The organism is Rhodococcus sp. KB6, assembly GCF_001445685.1.
GTDB lineage: Bacteria > Actinomycetota > Actinomycetes > Mycobacteriales > Mycobacteriaceae > Rhodococcus_F > Rhodococcus_F qingshengii.
The window spans coordinates 165,259-190,194 of record NZ_LNAK01000151.1 but is presented as its reverse complement, the minus strand read 5'-3'; the positions used below and the strand labels follow the sequence as shown (position 1 = coordinate 190,194).

Sequence of the window (24,936 nt, the reverse complement as noted above, 5' to 3'; positions counted from 1 at the left end):
TGGATATTTGATGGTTTTTTGCTGTTGCTCGAGGTCTTCGTCACAGCCAGACTAAACCCATGACTTCTCCGCCGGGCGTAATCAGGCCCGCACTCCTGGCCGACACTGTCGTACTGGTCAGTGGTGGCTCGCAAGGCGTCGGCGCCGGCGTCGTACGTGCCGCTGTCCGTGAGGGCGCGCAGGTGGCTTTCACCGGCCGACGCCCTGACGTCGGAAAGACTCTCGAGGCAGAACTTCCGGGAACTCACTTCATCGAAGCCGATGTGGCACAAACGGATTCCGCGCTCGACAGCGTGGCCGAGACGATCTCTCACTTCGGCCGCGTGGATGCTCTGGTCAATTCCGCCGGGCTCACTTCACGCGGAACGCTGCTCGACACCACCGAAGAACTCTTCGACCAGCACATCGCGGTGAACCTTCGCGGTCCGTTCTTCACGATGCAGGCAGCAGTCAAAGACATGCGCGAGCGTGCGGTCCCCGGGTCCATCGTCAACATCATCTCCACGTCCGAACTCGGCGGGCAGCCGTATCTCGCGCCGTACGTGGCAGCGAAGGCCGGGCTGGCGGGGCTGACCCGCAACGCGGCCCATGCGCATCGCTGGGATCGTATCCGGATCAACGGTCTCGACATCGGGTGGACACAGACCGAGGGTGAAGACCTCACGCAGAGAGCTTTTCACGACGCTGGTGACGACTGGCAGGAACGCGCGGGCAGCACCCTCCCCATGGGCAAGCTCGGACAGGTCGACGAAATCGCCGACTTCGTCGTCTTCCTGCTCTCCGATCGCAGCGGAGTCGTGACGGGTTCGATCATCGACTGGGACCAGAACGTCTTCGGAGGGCTGGACTGATGGGCGCTCGTATCGGAGTCGTCGGCCTCGGACGAATCGGCAGCTACCACGCCCGAAATCTACTGACGCTAAACGGCGTCGACGCACTGGTTGTCACCGATGTCGACGCACGTCGAACCTCGGACGTGGCAACCGAACTCGATGTGCAGTCCGCTACTGACCCGGCGGCTCTTCTCGCGTCGGGCATCGACGGCGTTCTGATCGCCGCGTCGTCGAGTTCACATGCCGAATTGATCGAAGCCGCTGTCCGCCTAGACATCCCGACGTTCTGCGAAAAGCCGGTAGCCGACTCCATCGAATCCTCCGTTCGTGTACTCGCGACTGCCGAACAGACGTCGGTACCAGTCCAGATCGGATTTCAGCGCCGATTCGACCCGTCATTTGTGGCGGCGTACGACGCGGTTCGATCTGGAGAACTCGGTTGGATCCACACTCTCCGATCGACCACCCTCGACCCCGCTCCCCCGCCGATCTCGTACATCGAACACTCCGGCGGCATCTTCCGCGACTGCTCGATCCACGACTTCGACATCGTCCGGTGGATCAGCGGCCGCGAAGTCACCACGGTTTTTGCCACCGGCTCGAATCAGGGTGATCGCGGGATCGCCGATGCCGGTGACGTCGACACCGCCGCAACGGTTCTCACTTTCGAAGGCGGAACCATCGCGGTCGTGTCGAATACCCGCTACAACGGCCGCGGCTACGACTGCCGACTCGAGGTACTCGGCTCGGCGGACTCCGTCGTTGCCGGGCTGGACGACCGCTTGCCACTCCGCTCTCTCGACCCCGAAACATCGTTCCCCTCGAAGGAGCCGTACACGTTCTTCATGGACCGCCTCACGTCCGCCTACCGTGCGGAACTCGAAGCATTCCTCGGCGTTGTCGCCGGGCGTCGGGAATCACCGTGCACGCCCGCAGATGCGGTCGAGTCGGCCTGGATCTCCGAAGCTGCAACGCACTCTCTGCGCGAGGGTCGGCCCGTCACGATCACCGAAGTCAAAGATCTGTTCCTTCACGACAAGAATGAGGCACACACATGAGCACTCCTCGCATCGCCGGCGCACCGATCTCCTGGGGCGTGTGCGAAGTCCCGGGCTGGGGCTACCAGCTCGACCCTGCGCAAGTCCTCCGGGAAATGCGCGAAGTCGGTCTGGCGGCAACGGAAATCGGACCGGAGGGCTTTCTGCCGACTGCACCCGCCGAAATGGCCAAGGTGCTCGCGGATCACGATCTGAGCGCAGTCGGCGGGTTCGCACCGGTACTGCTGCATGATCGCGATCATGATCCGGTTCCCGGCATCTCCCCCATCCTCGATGGTTTCGTCGCCTCGGGTGCCGAAGTTTTGGTCCTGGCCGCCGCGACGGGTTCCGACGGCTACGATTCACGCCCGGAACTGGACGAGCAGAGTTGGAAAACCCTGCTGCACAATCTCGATCGCCTCACCGACGCCGCGGCCGAGCGCGGAATCAGGGCAGTTGTCCACCCTCACGTCGGAACGATGATCGAGCAGCGCGACGAGGTCCTGCGAGTGCTCGACGGCTCGGCCATCCCCCTGTGCCTGGACACCGGCCACCTGTTGATCGGCGGCACCGATCCGGTCGACCTGGCGCGTCAAGCTCCCGAGCGCATCACCCACGTGCATCTCAAGGACGTCGACGATGCCCTCGCATCACGCGTTCGCAGAGGTGAGCTCACCTACACCGACGGCGTGAAGGCGGGAATGTACCGTCCACTCGGTGGCGGCGACGTCGACATCGCCGGTGTCACAGCCATATTGCAGCGCCACGGTTTCGACGGGTGGTACGTGCTCGAGCAGGACACCATTCTGGCCGAAGCGCCGTCGGACGAGGGACCGGTGCGCGATGTGCGAGCGAGCGTCGAGTATCTGCGGTCGGTTCTGTGACACCTCCTACCCCGCTGCGGATAGGCATTCTGGGAGCCTCACGCATCGCCGAGAACGCGATGATCAAACCTGCAACGGCCACCGGGCACCGCCTGGTGGCCGTTGCCGCACGCGACCCCGAGCGTGCCAGAGCCTATGCGGCCCAGCATGGGATCGAACGGGTGGTCGGTTCGTACGCGGAACTGATCTCGGATCCGGAGGTGGACGTCGTCTACAACGCGCTGCCCAACAGCCTGCACGGACCATGGAATCTCGCCGCCGTTCAGGCCGGCAAGCACGTGCTGACGGAGAAACCGTTTTCGAGCAATGCGGTGGAAGCGCGTGCTGTAGGCGAGGCAGCGCGCGTGAGCGGAGTGACGCTCCTCGAGGGGTTTCACTACCTCTTTCATCCGGTGAACCGGCGCCTGCTGGATGTGGTTCGGAGCGGCACAGTCGGCGCGGTCACTCGGGTGGAAACCGTACTGCGGATGCCCACACCATCCGAGAACGACCCGCGGTGGGAGCTCGCATTGGCAGGCGGGTCACTGATGGACCTGGGCTGCTACGGGTTACATGCTTCCCGGACGCTGAGTGACGTCTGTGGCGGTGCGCCAGTGGTGACCGGGACCCGCCACGAGGAATACGCTCCGGGGGTCGATTCGTGGTTCGACATCGAACTCGAATACCCCAGCGGCGCCACGGCATCCGTGGTGACCACGATGTTGGACGAGCGGTATCACTTCACCTTCCGAGTATTCGGCACTGAAGGAGACGTCCTGGTGCACAACTTCCTGCAGCCGGACATCGACGACCGTGTCTCCGTCACGGCCGGTGGGCGCACGAGCGTCGAGCATCTGGGCACGAAGTCGTCGCACACCTATCAACTCGAAGCGTTCGCCGATCATCTGTCCGGGGTCTCGGCGCTGCCGATCGGGCCGGGCGACGCGGTAGCCAACATGACGATGATCGACGAGGCGTACATGCATTCCGGCCTCGGGGTTCGGCCGACGACCATCCTCTGACGAAACGGCTACAGCCTCGGTTCGATTCGAACCGAGGCTGTAGTCGCGAGGTTTTGATCTAGCGGCGAAGCTCGTGGGTCAGCGTCTCGAGCTCGTCACCGCCCGCCATCTCCTTGGTCAGTTCTTCGAGTGAGATGTCGTCGTACTTGGCGTCAAGCTTCTGCCTGCCTCGGTTGAGGAGCACGAAGTGATCGCCGACCATGTACGCGTGGTGCGGATTGTGCGTGATGAAGATGACGCCGAATCCCTGTTCCTTGGCAGCGGTGATGTAGCGCAACACCATTCCCGACTGCTTGACGCCGAGCGCTGCTGTCGGCTCGTCGAGAATCAGCACGCGCGCGCCGAAGAAGATGGCGCGGGCGATGGCAACACACTGACGCTGACCGCCCGAGAGACTACCGATCGGTGCGTCGACGTCAGGTAGTTCGATGCCCATCTTCGACAGTTCCGAAAGAGTCGTCGCGCGCATGGCGTTGGCGTCGAGCGACTTGATCAGACCACCCTTGCGCAGTTCCTGCCCGAGGAAGAAGTTGCGCCACACCGGCATCAACGCAACGACGGCGAGGTCCTGATAGACCGTCGCGATGCCTTTGCCGAGAGCTTCTTTCGGCGAGTGGAACGTTGTCGGTTCACCGTCGACGAGTAGTTCACCTTCGCTCTGTTGGTGCAGACCGGCGATGATCTTGATCAGCGTGGACTTGCCTGCGCCGTTGTCACCGAGCACGCCTGTTACTTCACCCGCACCGACGCGCAGGTTGATTCCCTTGAGCGCGATGATGTTTCCGTATTGCTTACCGACGTCCTTGAGCTCGATCAGTGGCACGTTGCCGCCCGAGTTCGAGAGAGCGGGAACTTCAGCTGTGGTACTCATGTGTCACCTTTTCGCAGCGTAGTTGCGGAATGCGTTGTTGGCGATGACCGCGAAGAGCAGCATGGCGCCGAGGAAGAACTTGAACCAGTCCGGGTTCCAGCCTGCGTAGACGATGCCCTGGTTGGTCATACCGAAGATGAATGCACCGATCGCAGCGCCGATCGCGGTTCCGTAACCACCGGTGAGCAGACAACCGCCGATGACTGCGGCGATGATGTACAGGAACTCGTTACCGACACCCTGACCGGACTGAACGGTGTTGAACGAGAACAGCAGATGCATGCCCACGAACCAGGCAGCAAAGCCGACGGTCATGAACAAGCCGATCTTGACTGCGGTCACCGGCACACCGATCGCGCGGGCACTGTCCTGATTGCCGCCGACCGCGAAGATCCAGTTGCCGATCTTGGTCTTGAACAAAACAAATGTTGCAATCGCGGTGAACAGCAGCCACCACACGACCGTGATCTTGACGGACACCCCGAAGACCGAGAACGACGACGCGAATACCTTTTTGGCGGAATCGAATCCAGCCATGTCGGAGACGCTGGGTGTGGCCACCTGACCACTCACGAGCTTGGTGACGGCCAGGTTGATACCGGTCAACATCAGGAAAGAACTCAAGGTGATGAGGAAGCTGGGAATTTTCGTCTTCATGACGAGGTAGCCGTTGAAGAATCCGACGGCGAGCGAGACGACCAGCGCCAGAATCGCGCCCACCCACAGGTTGAGGTGCAGGTTGTAGGCGATCATCGACGCGGCGAGCGAGGACGTGGTGACTGCGACGCCGGCGGAGAGGTCGAACTCGCCGCCGATCATGAGCAGGGCGACCGCGCAAGCCATGATGCCGATCGTGGAGCTGGAGTAGAGCACTGTCGCAAGCGCTTCCGGCGTACGGAACGGTGCCGCGACGATACAGAAGAAGATGAAGATGGCGATGGCGCCGACAAGTGAACCCATCTCCGGGCGGAGCAGCAGACGCTGAATGCGCTTTTGCTCCTTCACCCGTTCATCGGTCACGACTTTATGGGCGGCAAGGTCGAGATCTGCCTGAGTGGACATGATTTCCCTTCCGTGCTGGACAGGCGCACGGAGGGCGGACTCTCAGCCCTCCGTGCGCCCGGATCAGCGAGTTCCGTTCTTGGCGTACTCGGCGACCGAGTCGATGTTGGTGTTGTCGATGAACGCGGGTCCGGTCAGGGTGGGCAAGCCACCACCGATCACGTTGCCGTTGTTGAGGTAAAGCCACAGCGAATCGATGGCGAGGTAGCCCTGCAGGAAGGGTTGCTGGTCCACTGCCCACTGCACGTCACCGGATTTGATAGCGTCGACGAGCGCCGCGTTGGTGTCGAAGGTGACGACCTTCGCCTTGCTGCCCGCATTGCCGACCGACGTCACGGACGTCAATGCGAACGGCGCACCGAGCGCGAGAACTCGATCGATTGCCGGGTCCTGTTGAAGTTTCGCGGTGATGGTCGACTCCACCGACGGCATGTCCTTGCCGTTGACGTTGAGAATCTCCGTCGTTCCCTTGAACGACTTCTTCACACCGGCGCACCGTGATTCGAGGCTCACGTTGCCCTGCTCCTGAATCACGCACAGCACCTTGGTGGCACCTTCGGTGTTGAGTCGCTCGCCGGCAGCTTCACCGGCAATCGACTCGTCCTGACCGAAGTACTCCTTGACGCCCATGTCCTTCCAGGTTTCGAGGCCCGAGTTGAGGGCGACCACCGGAATGCCCGCGGCGGTGGCACTTTGGACCGCTGCAACCATGGCGTCGGGCTTCGCGAGCGTGACGGCGATCCCGTCGACCTTGCTGTCGATCGCACTCTGAACCAAGTTGGCCTGGTTCGGTGCCTCGGGATCGGCGGAGTACCGAAGTTCGATGTTGTCCTTGGCCGCTGCGGTTTCGGCGCCCTTGCGCACCAGATCCCAGAACGTGTCACCGGGAACTTCATGGGTGATCATCGCAATGGTGGCGCGGGGCGTGTCCGCCGTACCCGCGCCCATTCCGGATCCGGAAGAATCCGGCTTACCGCCGGTGCTGGAACAGGCGGCCAGACCCAAGACCACGACTGAGGCTCCGGCCAGTACGGCAACGCTCTTGCGTCCCGTGAGAAACGACATGTGAACTCCCTCTCGACATCAACCAACGGCCCGCGAACGGATGGTGCTCGGTTGTATGTGAAAGATGTAATACCCGTCACAGTCGAATGTCAATAGTTTGTTCTGACATTAGGACTGCTTATCAAAGACCGGACAACCTAGTTTAGGTCGAAACGCCAGGTCAACGCCCTACGAGTCCAGTTGAACCTCGAACTACAAGTTGTGGTTGCGCGACTATGTCCCTGCCCAAGAGTCCACTTCCGGCGTCGAGACGTTCGGAGATTCGCTCCACCGCGGCGCCACCCAGAAACGCCGTGTCCTGCCCGACACTGGTCAGATCGATGTGCGCCAAACCTGCCAATGCACTGTTGTCGAATCCGATCACGGAGACGTCGCCGGGCACCGAGACTCCCGCACGCAAGAAGACGTCCAGGACTCCTAGCGCGCAACGATCGTTGAAAGCGAAGACCGCACCGGGAATCCCTTGTTCGACCATCGACCGCGCGGCGTCCGCGCCGAACTCCTCCGTGAGGCCGCCGGGAAGTATCCGCGATTCCAGTCCGGCCGCCCGCATGGCCTTCCGGTAGCCCTGACGCCTCTCCTGGGCGCCCGGACCGCGTCCGCCGTCGACATGGACAATCGAGCGGTGCCCGAGTCCGACGAGATGATTCACGGCCATCACGGCGCCCGCCTCGTCGTCCGTGCGGACAACGTCCACATGTACTGAGGGCATCTTCCGGGCGAGCACGACGACGGGAACCTTGGCCGCCAGGTCGACGATCTCCGATTCCGGCGCCTGCGAACCCAACAGCAAGATCGCCTCGCATCGGTCGTCGAGCAGGGTGCGCACGGCGCGCGAGCCAGGCCTGCGGTCCGAGACGGCACTGAGAACGACGTCGTAGCGCAAGCGTTCGGCTGCGTCGTAGATCTCGTCGAGCAGCTCCGCGTGAAAGGTTTGCGCGGCAACATAACTGACACCGATCAGGCGGCTGCGATGCTGGCGCAGCAGTCGCGCCGCGTTGTCGGGTCGATAGCCGAGTTCGTCCGCGGCCGCCTTGACCCGTACCCGCGTCGCATCGCTGGCACCCGGGACATCGCGAATGACGATGGACACCAGTGCGCGTGACACACCGGCCAGGTCTGCTACGTCTTGCAAGGTGGGGCGTCGACTGTTCACCTCCACAGACTAGATCGTTCCAGCGAATACACGCCGAAACGTTGACGCACGAGGCAACCAGCGCTTTACTGGCATGGACTAGAACGATCTAGTTCCTCATCCTCACTCCGAACGGAGCCCCCATGTCTGCCTCTGTTGCAGTCGGTCTGATCGGCGCTGGATGGATCGGCCGTTTCCACGGCGAGTCCGTCGCGCTGCGTATCCCCGGCACCCGTCTCGTCGCCGTCGCCGATCCTGCGCCCGGCGCTGCGGCGTCGTTGATCGAACGTGTCAGTCCCGACGCCCGCGCGTACACCGACGCCCTTGAGCTGATTGCCGATCCGACCGTCGAAGCGGTGCTCATCAGTACGCCCGCATCAACTCACACCGATCTCGTGGTAGCAGCAGCGGAGGCAGGCAAGCATGTCTTCTGCGAAAAGCCGATGGCATTGACGCTCGAGGACGCCGATCGCGCAATCGGCGCATGCGCCGCGAACAATGTTGCGCTGCAGGTCGGTTTCAACCGGCGCTTCGCCGCCGACTTCGCCGCGGCACACGACGTGATCACCTCCGGTGGGATCGGGACACCGCAGCTACTTCGCTCTCTGACTCGCGATCCGGGAATCACCGCCGACGTCGCCTCTCGAGTCAAGCCGTGGACCATCTTCAACGAGACACTGATTCACGACTTCGACGCCCTGCTCTGGCTCAACCCGGGGGCACGCGTCGTCGAGGTGTTCGCGCAGGCCGATGCTCTCGTCCATCCGCAGTACAAGGAGCAGGGGTACCTCGATACGTCGATGGTTCAGTTGCGGTTCGACAACGGCGCCTTCGCGTCGGCCGAGGCCAACTTCCAGGCCACCTACGGTTACGACGTTCGCGGCGAGGTTTTCGGTTCCGGTGGAATGGTGAGTGCAGGCGAGGTCACGCGGACCGCGATGCGTCATTACAGCTCACCGGGCGTTCGGGCCGACACACCTCGGGTGAACATCGAACTGTTTCACGACGCCTATGTTGCCCAGCTGGCGCACTTCGCAGACTGCATCCGCTCCGGCAGCGCGCCGTCGGTCGACGGTCTCGATGCTCGCAACGCCCTGGAAATCGCACTGGCTGCAAAAGAATCCGTGGAAACCGGACTGCCCGTATCGCTGCTGTCGGTGCCGCAGTGAGCCCCTTCGATTTGGCGGTCTCTGCCGAGATGACGTTCACCGAACTCCCTGTCGTCGAACGCATTCGGCGGATCTCGGAGGCGGGGTTCGCAGCCGAGATCTGGAGTTGGCAAGACAAGGACCTCGATGCCCTGGTCGCCACCGGGGCTCGGTTCTCCTCGATGACCGGCTATCTTCACGGCGATTTGTTCGACGAAGCGGGCAGCGCCGAACTCGTACGTACAGCGGCGCTATGCCTCACGCCGGCAGCGAAACTCGGCGTTCCTCGGCTGAACTTCCATACCGGCGAGCTGATCGACGGACAGGCCGCGCGCCCGCAGTATCGAACTACGGGAGCGATGTGGCTGACGGCCCAACGCGCTCTCGAGAAGATCGCGCGACTGGGTGAAGACGCCGGAGTCGTCTTCTGCCTCGAGAATCTCAATACGATCGTCGATCACCCTGGCGTACCGATGGCCCGAGCCAAAGACACTCTGGCACTGGTGGAATCCGTCTCACACCCCAATCTCAAGATGATGCTCGACCTCTACCACGCACAGATCGGCGAAGGAAACCTCATCGAACTCGTGCGGCGTTGTGGTGACAACATCGGGGAGATTCAGGTGGCCGACGTACCCGGCCGATGCGAACCCGGAACCGGCGAGATCAACTACCCAGCCATCGCACGCGTTCTCGCCGAGCAGGGTTACACCGGCACGATCGGATTGGAGGGCTGGGCATCCGGAGACAGTGACACCGCACTCACTGCTTTCCGGAACGCCTTCACTCTCTAACTCTCACCCAGGAACGTGATCCCGTCGTAGCGCGCAGATTTTCCGTCACCGGTCGAGTCCACGGGGAGCGCCTCCTGAGGTCTTTTTGATGGATTTCAGGGGTAGTTTCGATGGCTTTTCCTTGGCAGTCTTTGAGTCACAGCACATCGTGAACTCCGCAGGAAGGCCCCCGAATGACTCCAGCACTGACCGACCACACCGTGCCGTTCGCGGGTAGGTTGCACCGAGAAGATTGCAACATCGAAGACTTCGCCGCTCTGGTCGCACACGAGACAGACCCCGTCGATTACCCGTACGCCCATTCGGTGGCCGACGGCGTTCTTCTCTACCGCTCGGATGCTCTGGTCGACAAATTGTCGAATCCTAAAATCCGGGCGGAGATTCAGGACGAGATCGCCCGCGCGTTACTCACCGGTCCAGGCATCACGGTCTTCCAAGGCGCGTTCGACGCGGAGGTATTGGATCGCGCCAGTGCGGTCTTCCGTGAACTCATTGCGCGCCAACACGAAGCCGGCGCGGTGTCCGGAGATCACTTCGCCAAACCCGGAGCCAATGACCGGATCTGGGGAGCACAACTGAAGTTGGCGCTCGAAGATCCCAAGGCTTACGTCGACTACTACGCAAACAGCATTGTCGCTTTGGCTTCGGAAGCCTGGCTCGGCCCCATGTATCAGGTGACGTCGGACGTCAACGTCGTCAATCCCGGTGGCGCCGCACAGAATCCACATCGCGACTACCACCTCGGTTTCATGTCGAGCGACGTCGCTGCGAAGTTCCGAGCGCACGTTCATCGCTTGACCCCCGCCCTCACCTTGCAAGGTGCAGTCGCCCATGTGGACATGCCGGTCGAGACGGGCCCGACGAAATATCTGCCGTACTCCCAACAATTCGAATCCGGATACCTCGCGTTCGAGCGTCCCGAGTTCAAGGAGTTCTTCGAGGCCAATTACGTCCAATTACCTTTGGAGAAGGGAGATGCCGTCTTCTTCAACCCTGCACTGTTCCACGCCGCCGGCCACAACAAATCTGCCGACGTCCTGCGCATGGCAAATCTTCTTCAGGTGTCGTCAGCCTTCGGTCGCGCCCTCGGAACCATTGACCGGGACGCGCTCGTCAACGCGATCTATCCGGCACTGCTCGCCCTCAGCGAAGCAGGTTCCGACGAGTCCGTTCGCTGTGCCGTCGCCGCTTCCGCTGAGGGCTACGCCTTCCCGACCAATCTGGACCGAGACCAACCGATCGACGGCCTCGCGCCTCAGACGCAGGCCGAACTAGTGATGGAGGCGGTTCGCGAGCGGATCTCGCCTGACCTTCTGGCCGAGTTGCTGAAGGCACAGTCCGAGAGACGAATGGCCTGAGGGACGACAGCGCTGACGAGACTTGGACCGCCCAATGCCGGTCAGTCGGTACGCTCGTGGCATGGGGTGGGACTTGTTAGTGCTGTTCGCCATGATCGGCCCGTTGGCGGTGTTCGGGTGGGCGGCTGTTCGGGCAAGGCGCCGCGGGCTTGGGGGGGGTCGTTCGTCGGGCCGTTTCAGGAGATGTTCGATCCCGGTGCGGCGCGAGCACAGACTGTCATCGAACAGATCGCGGAACTTCCGGATCCTGCGGACTCCGGCGACCCGGACAACGACGACGATGTGCCGTACACAGTCGCCTACGAGGGTGTTCGGCTCCACATCAACCCCGGTAAGGCTCGACAGCGCGGAGGCGACGGGACCACCAAGCGAGCTCAGTGAAAGTCGGACCGGATACAACGCGAGGGAGAACTGGTTCAGTCAGGGCCGGCGAAGTTGATAGGTGACACCGTTCTCCAACTCATCTGAGCTGAAGGACTCCGGAGAGAAGTGGCCCAAGCTCACCTCATAGTTTCTCTGGTTTGCGGGGACGGCATCAAAATGTGCGGAGTAGGAGCAGGTGCTCATTCCGTCGGGAAGTTGATCGATTGCCTCGACCTCGAGTGCCGACCTTGTGGATGCAGCGCCGCTGCCCCCGAAAATCTGAATCTGGTCGTTCGGAGCAACACGAATCATGTCGATCACGCACTCTCCAGAGACCGTCTCGGCCTGCTCTGCCTGACCGGTCACCGTTATCGTGGCGGCAAAGGTTTTCGGCACATCGACATTGGTCGTGCAGCTTGTCAGCATCAGCGCTCCCACAGAGCCCGCTGCCGCAGCCGCAACCTGTGCTGACCTTCGCCTCATAGTCGTCAACGGTAGTGCGTCCGAGTCGCCACGGTGCTCGGTTGCCGAATCCGAAGAGTCACACGGGGCCCGTCGCCGGCCGGCCGAACCACGTGGACAGCTGAGTATCCAACTCCGCCTGCGAATCCCCCACCCATGCCACGTGACCGTCCGGTCGAAGCAGGACAGCCGGTGAGTCCAATTCGGTGCTGGTGTCGACTACGTGGTCGACTCGATCGCTCCAACCATCTACCGCCAGTTGGCTACCCTGGTCGAGAAGAAGTCCGCGGCCGGATCGCATCAGGTCGTACAGGTTGCCGCGGGTCAACGCGATGTTCCGCAGCCGCCGACCGAGTAGGTCGTCGCCTTCGCCGAAATCGTAGCGAATCGAGATCGCAGTGATCTTCTCGGTCAGATAGCGCTTGACGTCTTCGAATTCCATCAGCTCGGAGATCAAGCGCCGCACGGCTTGTGGACCGGCAGCGGTGGAGATCAGCTCCGCCTGCGCGCGCGTGTTGTCGAGAACGTCGGCAGCCACCGGACGCCGTTCCGATTCGTACGTGTCGAGCAGGACGTCCGGTGCCCAGCCGTTGATCTCGGCGGCGAGCTTCCAGCCGAGGTTGAAGGCATCTTGCACACCGAGATTGAGACCTTGACCGCCCATCGGTGGGTGGATGTGTGCGGCATCGCCGGCGAGGAACACCCGGTCGCGCCGGTAGTGCTCCGCTAGACGGGTGGCGTCGCCGAAGCGCGAGAGCCACCGCGGCGAGTGCACACCGAAGTCGGTACCCGCAATGGCCAGTAGCTGTTGTTTGATGTCGTCGAGGGTGGTCGGTGTTGCGCGACCGTCGGCAACTTCGGCCGCAGGGACCACGACACGAAAAGCGCCGTTACCGGCGGGACCGACTCCGAATCGTTTGTGCGTTTCCCGGATTTCGGCGACAACGGCGGCCAGTTCATCAGCCGGCATGGTCACGTCCATTTCGCCGATCAGCGTGTCGGCGCTCGACGGCTCGCCGGGAAACCCGACGTCGATCAGCTTCCGAACAGTGCTGCGGCCGCCGTCGCAGCCCACGAGATAACGCGCGTGAAGTGTTGTGCCGACGGACAATTCCGCTGTGACGCTATCGGTATCTTGACGGATCGCGACGACGCGCTTCCCTCGCTGAATGTCCGCACCGACTTCGGTGGCATGTTCGGCAAGAATCCTGTCGATCTCGGGCTGAGGAATGCCCAGTACGTACCCGTGCGCAGTATCGAGGTGCGCCGGTGCCGGTTTGCTGATCCCCGCGAAGAATCCACCGAGCGGATACTTGCGGCCGTGCGCGAGGAACTTGTCCAGCAACCCGCGCTGCTCCATGATTTCGATGCTGCGCACATGGATGCCGAGGGCACGGACGAACTGAGTCGGCTCCTCGTCCTTGTCCACGACGACGACATCGACGCCCTGCAGCCGGAGCTCACCTGCCAGCATCAATCCAGTTGGTCCAGCACCGACAATGATGACGTCACTCATGCGATCCCCTCCTTCGGGCAAGGCTTTTGCTTGCTCGCAGCAGACGAGTGTGCACCATCACCGGGGCCTTGCCGCAAGCCCCGGGTCCCGCGTTATGATGAAGGTGGCGGAAGACGCTTCATCAGCGCACCAACACCACAGCACCCGTATCGCGTGGGAGCCGCCAACTCTCGATCACCGTCGGCACCAGCATGGCCCCGAGAACACCCAGCGTCAGAGAAAACGGCACTCCGCCGCTCAGATCCTCCGACTCCGCCAACGGTGTACAGAGCGTGATCACCAAAGCGGACAGTGCAATACCCAGACCGGACGCCAACTCTTGCAGCGTTGCATGCAGAGTATTGGCATCGGTCAGCTCACCCGAGTCGACGTCGGCGAACGCCAAGCTGTTGTACGCGGTGAACCCGATGGATCGCAACGCGCCACTGACAAACAGTGCGACAGCGATTACGACGTCCGGTGTCGTCGACGAGATCAGTACCAGCGCACCGAAGCACACCACCGACAGAACTCCGTTTCCCACCAGAACTAGTCTGATCCCGAATCTGCGCATGAGCGGAGTGGTGAGCGGTTTGATCGCGATATTCCCCGCGAACAGGGCCATCACCAGCAGACCGGCCTTGAACGCCGACATTTCGAATCCCACTTGGAACAACAACGGCAGCACAAACGGCACGCCCATGATCACGAGCCGGTACAGCGAGCCGCTCGACGCGACGAGCCGAAACGATCGAAGTCGGAGGACGCCGAGCGCGATGAGCGGATGATCCGACCGGACGAGGTGAATGACGGCCAAGCTCAACAAGATCAGAGCCGCAACGATCCCGAGGCCCACTCGTAGCCAGTCGGTTCCGGCACTGTGCACGTTGTCGAGCGCCACGACAAGCACTGCGACGCCTGCTCCGATCACCACCAATCCCAGCCAGTCGAGGCTCCGTTTCTGCGCCTCCCGAATGTCGGGCACCATGCGCAATGCCAGCAGAAACCCGACGATCCCGATCGGAACGTTGATCAGAAAGATCCAGCGCCACGAAGCGATCGACACGATGGCTCCACCCACAGCGGGCGCAAGAACCGGCGCTGTGAGCGCCGGCCACGTCAAGTAGGCGATAGCCCGTACGAGTTCCGCCTTCGACGTCACCCGCAATACTGCGAGCCGCCCCACCGGCACCATCATGGCGCCGCCTACCCCTTGTAAAGCACGCATTCCCACCAGCATCGGGAGGGAGGTGCTCAGTGCACATCCCACCGACGCCACCGTGAAAACGGCTATGGCAGAGATGAAGACACGTCGCGTTCCGAATCTGTCGGCCATCCATCCGCTCGCCGGGATCAGGACGGCCAACACCAGGAGGTACGAAGAAACGGCGACATTGACGTCGACGGCATCAACTCCGAAAGATTGGGCGATCGACGGCAGTGCCGTTGCGAGAATCGTCGCGTCCAGCATCTCCATGAACAGCGCTGCTGCCACGAGCAGCGCCAGTCCGCGGGGAAATGTCACTGCACCAGAGCCTTTCGGAGGAGCTGTGGATCAGCCGAGAGAAATCCAGCTGCCGGAGGTCACCGAGGCGACCATCGCGTCCAGGGCCTGTGCGGACGCGACTGCATCAGCGATGGTCGCGCCCTGCGGCGCTCCGTCCACGATCGAGGCGATGAAATTGCGAGCCTCGATCACTTTCAGGTCGTCGTAGCCCATCGCGTTGGCCGCGCCAGGCTGGAAGCGGCCGAACTCACCGGACTCGGGGCCGACCAGAACCGTCGTGACGGATTGGTCCTGATACTTCGAGCCCAGGCTGGTGCCCAGTTCACCCATCCGGCGGTAGTCCCAGAACACGGCACCCTTCGTGCCGTGAACCTCGAATCCGTAATTGTTCTGCTCTCCCACGGCGACGCGGCATGCTTCGAGGGTGCACCGGCCACCCGAGCCGAGGCGCAGCAGTGCGCTGACGAAGTCTTCGTTCTCGACAGCCCCCATCTCCCCACCGCTGGCCCGCGCATGTCCACTGGTAGCGGCGGACGGACGCGCACGCTCCGGGATGAAGATCGCAGTATCCGCAACGAGAGCGTCGACGTCACCGAGAAGATGACGAATCAGATCGATGCCGTGCGAGGCCAAGTCGCCCAGGACGCCGGCGCCGCCGCGTTCACGCTCGTATCGCCAACTCAAAGCACCTTCAGGGTGGGCCGCATAGTCGCTGAGGAAACGAAAACGCGAGTGCGTGATCGTGCCCAACTCCCCTGAGTCGATCAGGCTTTTTGCCAGGGCCACAGCCGGCGCGTTTCGGTAGTTGAAGCCGACGGTCGACTGCACACCGGCCTTCGAGACTGCTGCGGCAACAGCTTTGGCGTCTTCCGTGGACAAGCCGACGGGCTTCTCGATCCAGATGTGTTTGCCGGCTTCTGCCATTGCGACGCCGATTTCACGGTGCAAGAAGTTCGGGGCCGTGATGCTCACCGCGTCGATGGCCGGATCGGCTGCGATATCGCGCCAATCCTGGGTGAAAGCTTCGAAACCGAATTGGTCCGCTGCTTCCTCCCCTCTGCCAGGCACCTCGTCGGCGACGGCGGCCAGGCGGATCACGGGAAGCTGGGGATAGTGTTGCCGCAGACGCAGATACGCCTGCGTGTGGACGCGGCCCATCCATCCGAATCCGGCAACTGCTACTGAAATGCCTGTCATGAGGCTCCGTTCGGGTCAAATGATCGAAGGATCGCAGAAATGCTGGGATCACAAATCACCCCCACTGACTCGGTCAGGCGGGTACTCGTGTCACCGGGATCGAGATCTAGCGGTCGACCACGGTGGTGTCGAAGTAGTAACGCGACGCTCGGTAGCAGTGGCTGCCGTACTCGATGGCGCTACCTGAATCGTCAAATGCAGTGCGGCTCATGGTCAAGAGGGCAGCACCCACTTTCTCGTCGAGCAATCCTGCTTCTTCGCGAGTCGCCGCCCGAGCGCCGATTCGCTGCCGCGCCACACGGATGTGAACGCCGCGAGTTCGCAAGGTTTGGTACAGCCCCTGCGTCTCCAACTCCTCGGGATCGGGTGCGATGTCCACCGGAATGTAGTTGGTCATCACGGCAAGCGGTTCGCCGTTGGTGCTTCGCAGACGCCTGATGGTGGCCACTTCGGCGTCAGGTTCGAGGTTGAGTTCCGCGGCAACGTCTTCGGCGGGAACTCCCACCGTGAACTCGAGCAGCTTGGTCGTCGGCGCCTGGCCGGCCCTCGCAAGGTCGTCGAACAGGCTGGTGAGCTCGACCGGGCGGTGCACCGGACTTTGCACCACCTGAGTTCCGACTCCCCGCTTACGAACAAGTAGTCCCTTGTCCACCAGTTCCTGGATCGCGCGTCGAGTGGTCGGACGTGAGAGATTGAGCCGTTTGGCCAACGCCAGTTCGTTCTCGAAGCGATCACCTGGGGCAAGTTCGCCACCGAGAATAGCGCCCTCGATTGCCTGTGCCAGCTGAAAATACAGCGGCACCGGGCTCGAGCGGTCCAACTCGACGGCGAGTGCTGCGACCACGGCCAACTCCGATCTGTCTTGGGAAGGCGCCGTATCGACGCTACTTCTCTCGGCAGTGTATGCGAACACTAACATTCACTTGACCGCAAGTCATAATGTCCAGACAAACTATTGACAATCGCTGTGTCGCGGCGCACAGTTTCAGTCATACATCGGTGCCCTGCGTGGGCAACCCACCACGAACTCTCGGGAGTCAGTTTTGACAAGCATCAACACTCACCAGAGCGGGTCACACATCCCTGACGCACCCTTCGACGTGCTTGCCATCGGCCGATCGGGTGTGGACATCTACCCACTTCAGACCGGTGTCGGACTCGAGGACGTCGAGACGTTCGGCAAGTTCCTCGGCGGCAGCGCAGCCAATGTCTCGGTGGCGGCTGCACGCCTCGGCCGGCGAGCAGCACTGATCTCCGGCGTAGGCAGCGATCCTTTCGGGAAGTTCGTCACACGCGAGTTGGCACGTCTGGGCGTCGACAACAGGTTTGTCGTCACCAATTCCGAGTACCCGACACCGGTGACGTTCTGCGAGATCTTCCCTCCTGACGACTTTCCGCTGTACTTCTACCGCAAGCCGCATGCGCCCGATCTTCGGATCACCCCGGAAGACATCGACCTCGACGCCGTTCGAACAGCGTCCCTCTACTGGTCGACTGTGACGGGGCTGTCCGAAGAACCGAGTCGCAGTGCACACTTCGCGGCCTGGGAAGCCCGCGAACGACGCCCGCTGACGGTCCTCGATCTGGACTACCGCCCGATGTTCTGGTCGACGCCCCGAGAAGCAACCAATCAGGTGCAGCGCGCTCTGGCGCACGTGACAGTAGCCGTCGGAAACCGCGAAGAGTGCGAGATCGCGGTCGGTGAGACCAATCCGAACAAGGCCGCCGACGCGCTTCTCGACCTCGGCGTCGAACTGGCCATCGTGAAGCAGGGCCCGAAGGGCGTACTCGGCAAAACGCGAAAGCAGTCGATCACCGTGCCGCCCAACGCCGTCGACGTGGTCAACGGGCTGGGAGCAGGCGACAGCTTCGGCGGATCACTGTGCCACGGACTGTTGGCCGGGTGGCCGCTGGAGAAGGTACTGCGGTACGCCAACGCGGCCGGCGCGATAGTCGCATCTCGGCTCGAATGCTCCACTGCGATGCCGACCGCCGAAGAAGTCCACGATCTCGCCGAAGCCACAGCCACGGAGGCAGTCAATGTCTGACAAGCTCGCCGCCCGCCCCCTCGCCACCACCTACGCCGAAGTGACGGAACTGCGTGCGAGCGATCCGCAGATCATCGAAAAGGCCTGGGCAGCGCGAACTCCTCGCGCCACTGTTCGAGGCAATGGTCGACTGATGATCGTCGCTGCCGATCACCCGGCCCGTGGGGCACTGTCTGTCGGTGGCAAGCCGACAGCGATGAACAGTCGTACAGATCTGCTCGACAGATTACGCACTGCGCTCGACAATCCCGGAGTCGACGGCGTTCTCGGCACCGCGGACATTCTCGACGATCTGCTCCTCCTCGGCGCCCTCGACGACAAGGTCGTCTTCTCGTCGATGAACCGCGGCGGCCTGGCAGGCGCGAGCTTCGAACTCGACGACCGCATGACGGGATACACCGCGGCGGGCACCGCGAAGTTCGGAATGAACGGCGGAAAGATGCTGCTACGCATCGCACTCGACGACGCGGGCACACTGCCCACCATGACGGCATGTGCCGAAGCCGTGGACGAACTGGCCGCGGCCGGACTGATCGCGATGCTCGAGCCGTTTCTCTCCAGCCGCGTGAACGGCAAGGTCGTCAACGATCTCAGCCCCGACGCCGTCATCAAGTCCATCCACATCTCCCAAGGTCTCGGCTCCACCTCGGCGTACACGTGGATGAAACTGCCGGTCGTCGACGAGATGGAACGCGTCATGGATGCGACCACCCTCCCGACGCTCCTCCTGGGGGGAGATCCGCAGATCGCGCCGGAAGAAACGTACGCAAAGTGGGACGCTGCACTTCAGCTGCCGTCCGTGCGCGGACTGATCGTCGGACGCGCGCTGCTATACCCACCCGACGGCGACGTGACCGCGGCCGTCGACACCGCAGTCAAGCTCGTCCACTAGAACCGACCTGGCAGGAGCAAGATGTTCAGCAAGTACTACGTCCCCGCCGGATCGTCCGCCGACGGTGATTTCACGACAGTGGTCACGCCGGAGTCTGCCGGGTGGACCGAATCCAGCTTGTGGATACTCGAACTCGCCCCGGGCGCGAACGTCCACCTGCGGTCCGGCGAGAACGAAATCATCGTCGTTCCACTTGCGGGTTCGGCCGTGGTTGTTGCCGAGGGGACGGAGATTCCCCTCACTGGCCGCGCATCGGTTTTCGACGGCCCGAGCGATTTCGCGTACGTCGGTCGCGACGCCGACTACTCGGTCAGCAGCACGGGCGGAGGCCGCTTCGCCCTGTGCGGAGCGCGCGCCGGCGCCAAGCTCCCCCATCGCTACGGTCCGGCTTCAGGAGTTGCGGTCGAGCTCCGCGGCGCCGGGAACTGCAGCCGACAGGTTCACAACTTCGCCACTGCAGACACCTTCGAGGCCGACTCCATCATCGCGTGTGAGGTCATCACCCCCGGCGGGAACTGGTCGTCGTATCCCAGCCACAAACACGACGAGAACAGCGACGTCGAATCGGCCCTGGAAGAGATCTACTACTTCGAGATCGACAGAAGCCCCACCGGGACCGAAGGTTTCGGCTACCACCGCGTGTACGGAACCGCCGAGAGACCTATCGAGGTGCTCGAGGAAGTCCGCTCGGGCGACGTCGTCCTCGTGCCGCACGGCTATCACGGCCCGTCCATCGCAGCGCCGGGCCACCACATGTACTACCTCAATGTCATGGCAGGTTCGGGCGAGATCCGGGCGTGGAACATCTGTGACGATCCGCAACACACCTGGCTACGTGGAAGCTGGGATCACCAGGACATCGACCCTCGACTGCCGTTGCAGTCCCACAACTGACGGAAGTGAAAGCTGTGGCACCCACCAACAACGCAACCGGCAATCGTCTACCTCGCGACGAGCCGACCGTTCACCTCACCGTTTCTCAAGCTGTTGTCCGCTTCCTCGCCAACCAGTACACCGAACGCGACGGCCAGCGCACCAAGCTGTTTGCCGGCTGCTTCGGAATCTTCGGGCACGGGAACGTCGCCGGGTTGGGGCAGGCACTCTTGCAGGCCGAGATCCAGGATCTCGACGCCGGCCGTGAGCCGACACTCCCCTACGTGCTCGGCCGCAATGAACAGGCGATGGTGCACTCGGCTGTCGCGCACGCCCGCATGAAGGACCGCCTGCAGACGTGGGCGGTCTCGTCCAGCGTAGGCCCCGGTGCCACCAATATGATCACCGGCGCGGCACTGGCCACCATCAACCGTCTACCTGTATTACTCCTTCCCGCAGACACTTTCGCGACCCGCGCCAGTGCCCCCGTCTTGCAGGAACTCGAACTCCCGTCGAGCGGCGACGTCACAGTCAACGACGCTTTCAAACCGGTCTCACGATACTTCGATCGGGTATGGCGCCCGGAGCAGTTGCCGAGCGCTCTGCTCGCCGGGATGCGCGTTCTCACTGATCCCGTCGAGACCGGCGCAGTCACCATCGCCATCCCGCAGGACGTGCAGGCCGAGGCTTTCGACTGGCCCGAGTCCTTCTTCGCCGAGCGAGTCTGGCACGTGGCCCGCCCGCTCCCCGAACGATCGGTGATCGAACGCGCCGCCGCGATCATCCGCTCGGCTCGCAAGCCACTGATCGTCGCCGGCGGCGGCGTGATCTACAGCCAGGCCAGCGACTCTCTATCAGCGTTCTGTGCGCAAACCGGAATCCCCGTGGGGCAGAGCCAGGCCGGCAAGGGTTCATTGGTCTACGACCATCCACAATCCGTCGGGGCGGTGGGGTCCACCGGCACTACGGCTGCAAACGCACTGGCCACCGAGGCTGACGTCGTCATCGGAATCGGTACGCGGTACAGCGATTTCACGAGCGCGTCCCGCACCGCGTTCACCAATCCCGACGTTCGCTTCGTCAACATCAACGTCGCATCACTGGACTCCGTGAAGCAGGGCGGAGTCAGCGTTGTCGCCGACGCACGTGAGGCACTCGACGCGCTGGCACTTGCACTGAACGACTACCGGGTGGACGAGGAATACGCGTCCAGGATCGGTGACCTCGCTCGCGATTGGGATGCGATCGTCGAATCCGTCTACAACCCAGCCGAACCCGCTGCCGACGGGTCACTGAATCAGAATCAGGTGATCGGCCTGGTCAACACACTGTCCGATCCACGTGACGTCGTGGTGTGCGCTGCCGGGTCCATGCCAGGTGACCTCCACAAGCTGTGGCGAACCCGTGATTCCAAGGGGTATCACGTCGAATACGGGTACTCGTGCATGGGATACGAAGTTGCCGGCGGTCTAGGCGTCCGCATGGCGTGCCCCGATCGCGACGTGTTCGTGATGGTCGGCGACGGTTCCTATCTGATGATGGCCACCGAATTGGTCACCGCCGTACAGGAACGCCTCAAGGTCATCGTCATCCTGGTGCAGAATCACGGATTTGCCTCCATCGGTTCACTGTCCGAGTCGCTGGGTTCCCAGCGCTTCGGCACGCAGTACCGCTACCGCTCGAATGACGGACGTCTCGACGGAGGGGTTCTCCCGGTCGATCTGGCCGCGAACGCCGCCAGCCTCGGTGTCGACGTCATCCGCGCCAACACCACTGCCGAGTTCGCCGACGCGATCAAGGTTGCCAAAGCAAGCGACACCAGCACCGTCATCCACGTCGAAACCGATCCGCTGATCGGCGCCCCGGACAGCGAATCCTGGTGGGATGTACCGGTATCGGCCACCTCCGAACTGGAGTCCACCAAGAAAGCACGGACAACGTACGAGTCCTGGAAGAAGATCCAGCGACCGTACCTCCGTCCATCCGAATGAAAATTCCGCACAACCACACCCCATAAAGCTTGCCTGCGAAAGGAATCTAGACATGAGCGCGATTCGCGTCGGATCAGCCCCCGACTCCTGGGGCGTGTGGTTTCCGGACGATCCACAGCAGACCCCTTACACACGATTCCTCGACGAGGTATCCGCGTCGGGATACGAATGGATCGAACTCGGCCCGTTCGGATACCTTCCGACCGATCCAGCCAAGTTGACGGACGAACTCGGCGCCCGCGGCCTGAAGCTTTCGGCCGGTACCGTTTTCGAACACCTGCACCAGGACGATTCCTGGGATGCCGTCTGGAATCAGATCAAGGACGTCGCCAAGTTGACCGCAGCCGTCGGCGGCAAGCACGTGGTGGTCATCCCTGAGATGTGGCGCGACCCTTCCACCGGAGCGGTACTCGAAGACCGCAATCTGACGCCCGAGCAGTGGCGTAAGAAAACCGACGGCATGAACGCTCTCGGGAAGGCAATGCTCGAGGAGTACGGCGTCATGGCGCAGTACCATCCTCATGCCGACAGTCACGTCGACATCGAAGACAACGTCTACAAGTTCCTCGAAGGGACCGACGAGCGTTTCGTGAATCTGTGTCTCGACACCGGCCACATCAGCTACTGCGGCGGCGACAATCTCGCAATTATCAACAAACATCCGGAGCGCATCGGGTACCTACACCTCAAACAGGTGGATCCGGCGATAGTCGCCAAGGTTGAGGCGGAGGACCTGCCGTTCGGTGAGGCCGTCAAACTCGGTGCCATGATCGAACCGCCGCGCGGAATCCCCGACATGCCGCCGCTTCTGGAGGCCATCGAGAAGCTCGGCATCGACGTGTTCGCGATCGTCGAGCAGGACATGTATCCCTGCCATCCCGACACACCGCTGCCCATCGCAGCGCGCACTCAGAAATACCTGTCCACCTGTGGCGTCCCCGCCGTCCGTTTCAACTGAGCAACACAATCGAGGAGTACCACCGCATGTCTGACAACCAGGATCTCCGGATCGCAGTGCTCGGCGTCGGCATCATGGGGGCCGATCACGTCGACCGCATCACCAACAAAATCGGCGGTGCCCGCGTCACCGTCGTCAACGACTACTCTCTCGCCCGCGCCGAGGAAATCGCAGCACTGACGCCAGGGGCGCGCGTCGTCGTCGATCCGTTCGATGCCATCGCAGCCGAGGACGTCGACGCCGTTGTTCTCGCAACCCCGGGCCCGACCCATGAGAAGCAGGTTCTTGCCTGCCTCGAAGCGGGCAAGCCTGTTCTCTGCGAAAAGCCGCTGACCACCGACGCGGACAGTTCGCTCACGATCGTCAAAGCCGAAGCAGCGCTGGGAAAAAGACTGATCCAGGTTGGTTTCATGCGCCGGTTCGACCACGAATACACCCAGCTCAAGGATTTGATCGACAGCGGCGATCTCGGTCGCCCTCTCGTTGTGCACTGCGCTCACCGCAATCCTGCGGTTCCGAACGGCTTCGACAGCGCGATGATCGTCAAGGACTCACTCGTCCACGAGGTCGACGTGACACGATTCCTGCTCGACGAAGAGATCACCTCGGTGCAGATCATCCGACCGGCCGCGAATTCGCTTGCTCCCGAGGGCATTCAAGACCCACAGATCGCGATATTCGAGACCGAGTCCGGTAGACACGTCGACGCCGAGGTGTTTGTCACCACCGGAGTTGCCTACGAGGTGCGCACCGAAGTTGTCGGCGAACTCGGAAGCGCGATGATCGGACTCGACGTGGGACTGATCCGAAAGACCAAGCCCGGCAACTGGGGTGGGCAGATCACCCCAGGATTCCGCGAACGCTTCGGGCAGGCATACGACACCGAGTTCGCCCGGTGGATCAAGGCAGTGAAGACGGGCGCCGGCACCGGCAACTACATCGACGGACCAGGTGCCTGGGACGGGTACGCCGCGGCCGCTGTCTGCGCCGCCGGTGTGATGTCTCTGGAGACGGGTCAGCGCGTCGCCGTGGACATGGTTGCGCGCGACTCTGTGGCCGGAGCTTAGCGATGAAGGTCGCACTCGACCCCACACCTTTCCATCACGATTACTCACTACTCGAGCTACCTCAGGTTGTTGCCGATCTCGGGTACGAGTACCTGCAGCTCACACCGCACGTCGACATGATCCCGTTCTTCAATCACCCGAAAGCCGACGACGCGCTCGTCACCGAGTTCCGGAAGGCCTGCGCGAGTGCGGGAGTCGGCATCGCGTCGGTGCTTCCGGTCCTTCGGTGGTCCGGCCCGGACGAGGACGCTCGCGAAGCAGCCGTGCGCTACTGGAAGCGGGCCATCCAGATCACGGTCGATCTCGGTGTCAACGTCATGAACACCGAATTCTCCGGCCGCCCCGAAAAGGCCGAAGAGTCCGAGCGTGCGTTCTATCGTTCGATGGAGGAACTGGTTCCGATCATCGAACGCGAGGGAATCGACGTCCTGATCGACCCCCACCCGGACGATTTTGTCGAAGACGGACTAGCCGCGATCCGCACGATCCGTGGTGTGAACTCCAAGAACCTCGGCATGGTGATCGTGGCGTGCCACCAATTCCACATGGGTGGGGACCTTCCCGCCATCATGGAGGCCGCCGGCGACATGGTCCGACTCGTTCACGTGGCGGACACCATGGATCATCACCGTTCCCACGGACTGCGCTACATCACCAATCCGCCAGGCAATGCCGTTCGAGTGCATCAGCATCTCAAAATCGGTGACGGAGACGTCAACTGGGACGAATTCTTCGGCGGTCTCGGCAAACTCGGCTTCTACGAACGTGAGAACACCGTGATGGTGTCGAGCGTCTTCGCCGAGAACGAAAACGCGCACGAGGTTTCCCGGTACCAGCGCGAGACGATGAACGACTACGTCGCCAAGTACACCTCCCCGAACTCCTGAGTCACCAG

General features: G+C 62.4%; 24 protein-coding genes. 15 read left to right on the top strand and 9 right to left on the bottom strand.

Going from position 1 to position 24,936, the window contains the following annotated elements:
- The first annotated feature begins 59 nt into the window (after window positions 1-59).
- Genes ASU23_RS26575 through ASU23_RS26560 form a run of 4 tightly spaced genes read left to right on the top strand, consistent with a single transcriptional unit; the run spans window position 60 to window position 3,755 of the window.
- On the top strand, window positions 60-851 hold the full coding sequence (locus ASU23_RS26575) for an SDR family oxidoreductase (RefSeq protein ID WP_058039060.1): 792 nt from the start codon (window positions 60-62) through the stop codon (window positions 849-851).
- A complete protein-coding gene (locus ASU23_RS26570) occupies window positions 851-1,891 on the top strand; it encodes a Gfo/Idh/MocA family oxidoreductase (protein WP_058039059.1) in 1,041 nt (346 codons plus the stop codon). Before ASU23_RS26575 ends, ASU23_RS26570 begins: the two co-directional genes overlap by 1 nt.
- Window positions 1,888-2,754, top strand: coding sequence for a TIM barrel protein (locus ASU23_RS26565; protein WP_007727332.1), 867 nt, complete (start codon window positions 1,888-1,890; stop codon window positions 2,752-2,754). The genes ASU23_RS26570 and ASU23_RS26565 overlap by 4 nt, the downstream gene beginning before the upstream one ends.
- Entirely contained in the window at window positions 2,751-3,755 is a 1,005-nt protein-coding gene (locus ASU23_RS26560) for a Gfo/Idh/MocA family protein (protein WP_082661480.1), read from the top strand. The genes ASU23_RS26565 and ASU23_RS26560 overlap by 4 nt, the downstream gene beginning before the upstream one ends.
- 58 nt (window positions 3,756-3,813) lie before the next feature.
- Here ASU23_RS26560 and ASU23_RS26555 read toward each other — a convergent pair whose 3' ends face one another.
- From ASU23_RS26555 to ASU23_RS26540, 4 genes are all read right to left on the bottom strand, one after another.
- A complete protein-coding gene (locus ASU23_RS26555) occupies window positions 3,814-4,626 on the bottom strand; it encodes an ATP-binding cassette domain-containing protein (RefSeq protein WP_007727336.1) in 813 nt (270 codons plus the stop codon).
- Between the two features lie 3 nt (window positions 4,627-4,629).
- Window positions 4,630-5,688 carry an ABC transporter permease gene (locus ASU23_RS26550; protein WP_003940759.1) on the bottom strand — a complete coding sequence of 353 codons (1,059 nt, stop codon included), beginning with the start codon at window positions 5,686-5,688 and terminating at the stop codon, window positions 4,630-4,632.
- 63 nt (window positions 5,689-5,751) lie between these two features.
- Window positions 5,752-6,753 (bottom strand): substrate-binding domain-containing protein, encoded by a 1,002-nt coding sequence (locus ASU23_RS26545; protein ID WP_007727338.1) that lies wholly within the window; start codon window positions 6,751-6,753, stop codon window positions 5,752-5,754.
- Window positions 6,754-6,913: 160 nt separating this feature from the next.
- Window positions 6,914-7,915, bottom strand: a complete 1,002-nt coding sequence (locus ASU23_RS26540) for a LacI family DNA-binding transcriptional regulator (protein ID WP_058039058.1) — start codon at window positions 7,913-7,915, stop codon at window positions 6,914-6,916.
- A gap of 116 nt (window positions 7,916-8,031) precedes the next feature.
- On the opposite strand from ASU23_RS26540, the gene ASU23_RS26535 reads away from it, so the two are divergent.
- The 4 genes from ASU23_RS26535 to ASU23_RS34980 all read left to right on the top strand — a co-directional run bounded on the left by ASU23_RS26535 (window position 8,032) and on the right by ASU23_RS34980 (window position 11,569).
- The gene (locus tag ASU23_RS26535; protein WP_007727343.1) at window positions 8,032-9,057 is read left to right on the top strand and encodes a Gfo/Idh/MocA family oxidoreductase; all 1,026 of its coding nucleotides are present in this window, start codon (window positions 8,032-8,034) and stop codon (window positions 9,055-9,057) included.
- The gene (locus ASU23_RS26530) at window positions 9,054-9,830 is read left to right on the top strand and encodes a TIM barrel protein (RefSeq protein WP_080726629.1); all 777 of its coding nucleotides are present in this window, start codon (window positions 9,054-9,056) and stop codon (window positions 9,828-9,830) included. The genes ASU23_RS26535 and ASU23_RS26530 overlap by 4 nt, the downstream gene beginning before the upstream one ends.
- Before the next feature lie 173 nt (window positions 9,831-10,003).
- Window positions 10,004-11,188, top strand: a complete 1,185-nt coding sequence (locus ASU23_RS26525) for a phytanoyl-CoA dioxygenase family protein (protein ID WP_058039057.1) — start codon at window positions 10,004-10,006, stop codon at window positions 11,186-11,188.
- Between the two features lie 183 nt (window positions 11,189-11,371).
- Entirely contained in the window at window positions 11,372-11,569 is a 198-nt protein-coding gene (locus ASU23_RS34980; RefSeq protein ID WP_253741498.1) for a hypothetical protein, read from the top strand.
- A 39-nt stretch (window positions 11,570-11,608) separates the two neighbouring features.
- On the opposite strand, the gene ASU23_RS26515 is transcribed toward ASU23_RS34980, so the two are convergent.
- From ASU23_RS26515 to ASU23_RS26495, 5 genes are all read right to left on the bottom strand, one after another.
- Window positions 11,609-12,034, bottom strand: a complete 426-nt coding sequence (locus tag ASU23_RS26515) for a hypothetical protein (protein ID WP_231915039.1) — start codon at window positions 12,032-12,034, stop codon at window positions 11,609-11,611.
- Window positions 12,035-12,092: 58 nt separating this feature from the next.
- Window positions 12,093-13,529 (bottom strand): rifampin monooxygenase Iri, encoded by a 1,437-nt coding sequence (gene iri / locus ASU23_RS26510; RefSeq protein ID WP_058039055.1) that lies wholly within the window; start codon window positions 13,527-13,529, stop codon window positions 12,093-12,095.
- Window positions 13,530-13,650: 121 nt separating this feature from the next.
- Window positions 13,651-15,033 carry an MFS transporter gene (locus tag ASU23_RS26505; protein WP_081305327.1) on the bottom strand — a complete coding sequence of 461 codons (1,383 nt, stop codon included), beginning with the start codon at window positions 15,031-15,033 and terminating at the stop codon, window positions 13,651-13,653.
- Window positions 15,034-15,063: 30 nt separating this feature from the next.
- Entirely contained in the window at window positions 15,064-16,212 is a 1,149-nt protein-coding gene (locus ASU23_RS26500; protein ID WP_058039054.1) for a Gfo/Idh/MocA family protein, read from the bottom strand.
- A 106-nt stretch (window positions 16,213-16,318) separates the two neighbouring features.
- Complete coding sequence (locus ASU23_RS26495) at window positions 16,319-17,056, bottom strand: GntR family transcriptional regulator (protein ID WP_058039053.1); 738 nt, start codon at window positions 17,054-17,056, stop codon at window positions 16,319-16,321.
- Between the two features lie 199 nt (window positions 17,057-17,255).
- On the opposite strand from ASU23_RS26495, the gene iolC reads away from it, so the two are divergent.
- Genes iolC through ASU23_RS26460 form a run of 7 tightly spaced genes read left to right on the top strand, consistent with a single transcriptional unit; the run spans window position 17,256 to window position 24,928 of the window.
- Complete coding sequence (iolC, locus tag ASU23_RS26490; protein ID WP_172827101.1) at window positions 17,256-18,260, top strand: 5-dehydro-2-deoxygluconokinase; 1,005 nt, start codon at window positions 17,256-17,258, stop codon at window positions 18,258-18,260.
- Complete coding sequence (locus ASU23_RS26485) at window positions 18,253-19,152, top strand: hypothetical protein (RefSeq protein ID WP_021332504.1); 900 nt, start codon at window positions 18,253-18,255, stop codon at window positions 19,150-19,152. The genes iolC and ASU23_RS26485 overlap by 8 nt, the downstream gene beginning before the upstream one ends.
- A 21-nt stretch (window positions 19,153-19,173) precedes the next feature.
- The gene (gene iolB, locus ASU23_RS26480; RefSeq protein ID WP_047271780.1) at window positions 19,174-20,046 is read left to right on the top strand and encodes a 5-deoxy-glucuronate isomerase; all 873 of its coding nucleotides are present in this window, start codon (window positions 19,174-19,176) and stop codon (window positions 20,044-20,046) included.
- A 14-nt stretch (window positions 20,047-20,060) separates the two neighbouring features.
- Window positions 20,061-22,016, top strand: a complete 1,956-nt coding sequence (iolD, locus tag ASU23_RS26475; protein ID WP_058039119.1) for a 3D-(3,5/4)-trihydroxycyclohexane-1,2-dione acylhydrolase (decyclizing) — start codon at window positions 20,061-20,063, stop codon at window positions 22,014-22,016.
- Between the two features lie 52 nt (window positions 22,017-22,068).
- The gene (locus ASU23_RS26470) at window positions 22,069-22,974 is read left to right on the top strand and encodes a sugar phosphate isomerase/epimerase (protein ID WP_007727370.1); all 906 of its coding nucleotides are present in this window, start codon (window positions 22,069-22,071) and stop codon (window positions 22,972-22,974) included.
- Window positions 22,975-23,000: 26 nt separating this feature from the next.
- On the top strand, window positions 23,001-24,041 hold the full coding sequence (locus tag ASU23_RS26465) for a Gfo/Idh/MocA family protein (protein ID WP_058039052.1): 1,041 nt from the start codon (window positions 23,001-23,003) through the stop codon (window positions 24,039-24,041).
- Between the two features lie 2 nt (window positions 24,042-24,043).
- Entirely contained in the window at window positions 24,044-24,928 is an 885-nt protein-coding gene (locus ASU23_RS26460) for a sugar phosphate isomerase/epimerase family protein (protein WP_054188146.1), read from the top strand.
- Window positions 24,929-24,936 lie beyond the last annotated feature (8 nt).

Excerpts from the sequence above, each read along its gene's own strand:
- ASU23_RS26575 (WP_058039060.1), top strand. The coding sequence starts at position 60 with ATGACTTCTCCGCCGGGCGTAATCAGGCCCGCACTCCTGGCCGACACT.
- ASU23_RS26570 (WP_058039059.1), top strand. The coding sequence starts at position 851 with ATGGGCGCTCGTATCGGAGTCGTCGGCCTCGGACGAATCGGCAGCTAC.
- ASU23_RS26565 (WP_007727332.1), top strand. The coding sequence starts at position 1,888 with ATGAGCACTCCTCGCATCGCCGGCGCACCGATCTCCTGGGGCGTGTGC.
- ASU23_RS26555 (WP_007727336.1), bottom strand. The coding sequence starts at position 4,626 with ATGAGTACCACAGCTGAAGTTCCCGCTCTCTCGAACTCGGGCGGCAAC.
- ASU23_RS26550 (WP_003940759.1), bottom strand. The coding sequence starts at position 5,688 with ATGTCCACTCAGGCAGATCTCGACCTTGCCGCCCATAAAGTCGTGACC.
- ASU23_RS26545 (WP_007727338.1), bottom strand. The coding sequence starts at position 6,753 with ATGTCGTTTCTCACGGGACGCAAGAGCGTTGCCGTACTGGCCGGAGCC.
- ASU23_RS26535 (WP_007727343.1), top strand. The coding sequence starts at position 8,032 with ATGTCTGCCTCTGTTGCAGTCGGTCTGATCGGCGCTGGATGGATCGGC.
- ASU23_RS26525 (WP_058039057.1), top strand. The coding sequence starts at position 10,004 with ATGACTCCAGCACTGACCGACCACACCGTGCCGTTCGCGGGTAGGTTG.
- ASU23_RS34980 (WP_253741498.1), top strand. The coding sequence starts at position 11,372 with ATGTTCGATCCCGGTGCGGCGCGAGCACAGACTGTCATCGAACAGATC.
- ASU23_RS26515 (WP_231915039.1), bottom strand. The coding sequence starts at position 12,034 with ATGAGGCGAAGGTCAGCACAGGTTGCGGCTGCGGCAGCGGGCTCTGTG.
- iri (WP_058039055.1), bottom strand. The coding sequence starts at position 13,529 with ATGAGTGACGTCATCATTGTCGGTGCTGGACCAACTGGATTGATGCTG.
- ASU23_RS26500 (WP_058039054.1), bottom strand. The coding sequence starts at position 16,212 with ATGACAGGCATTTCAGTAGCAGTTGCCGGATTCGGATGGATGGGCCGC.
- ASU23_RS26485 (WP_021332504.1), top strand. The coding sequence starts at position 18,253 with ATGTCTGACAAGCTCGCCGCCCGCCCCCTCGCCACCACCTACGCCGAA.
- iolB (WP_047271780.1), top strand. The coding sequence starts at position 19,174 with ATGTTCAGCAAGTACTACGTCCCCGCCGGATCGTCCGCCGACGGTGAT.
- ASU23_RS26470 (WP_007727370.1), top strand. The coding sequence starts at position 22,069 with ATGAGCGCGATTCGCGTCGGATCAGCCCCCGACTCCTGGGGCGTGTGG.
- ASU23_RS26465 (WP_058039052.1), top strand. The coding sequence starts at position 23,001 with ATGTCTGACAACCAGGATCTCCGGATCGCAGTGCTCGGCGTCGGCATC.
- ASU23_RS26460 (WP_054188146.1), top strand. The coding sequence starts at position 24,044 with ATGAAGGTCGCACTCGACCCCACACCTTTCCATCACGATTACTCACTA.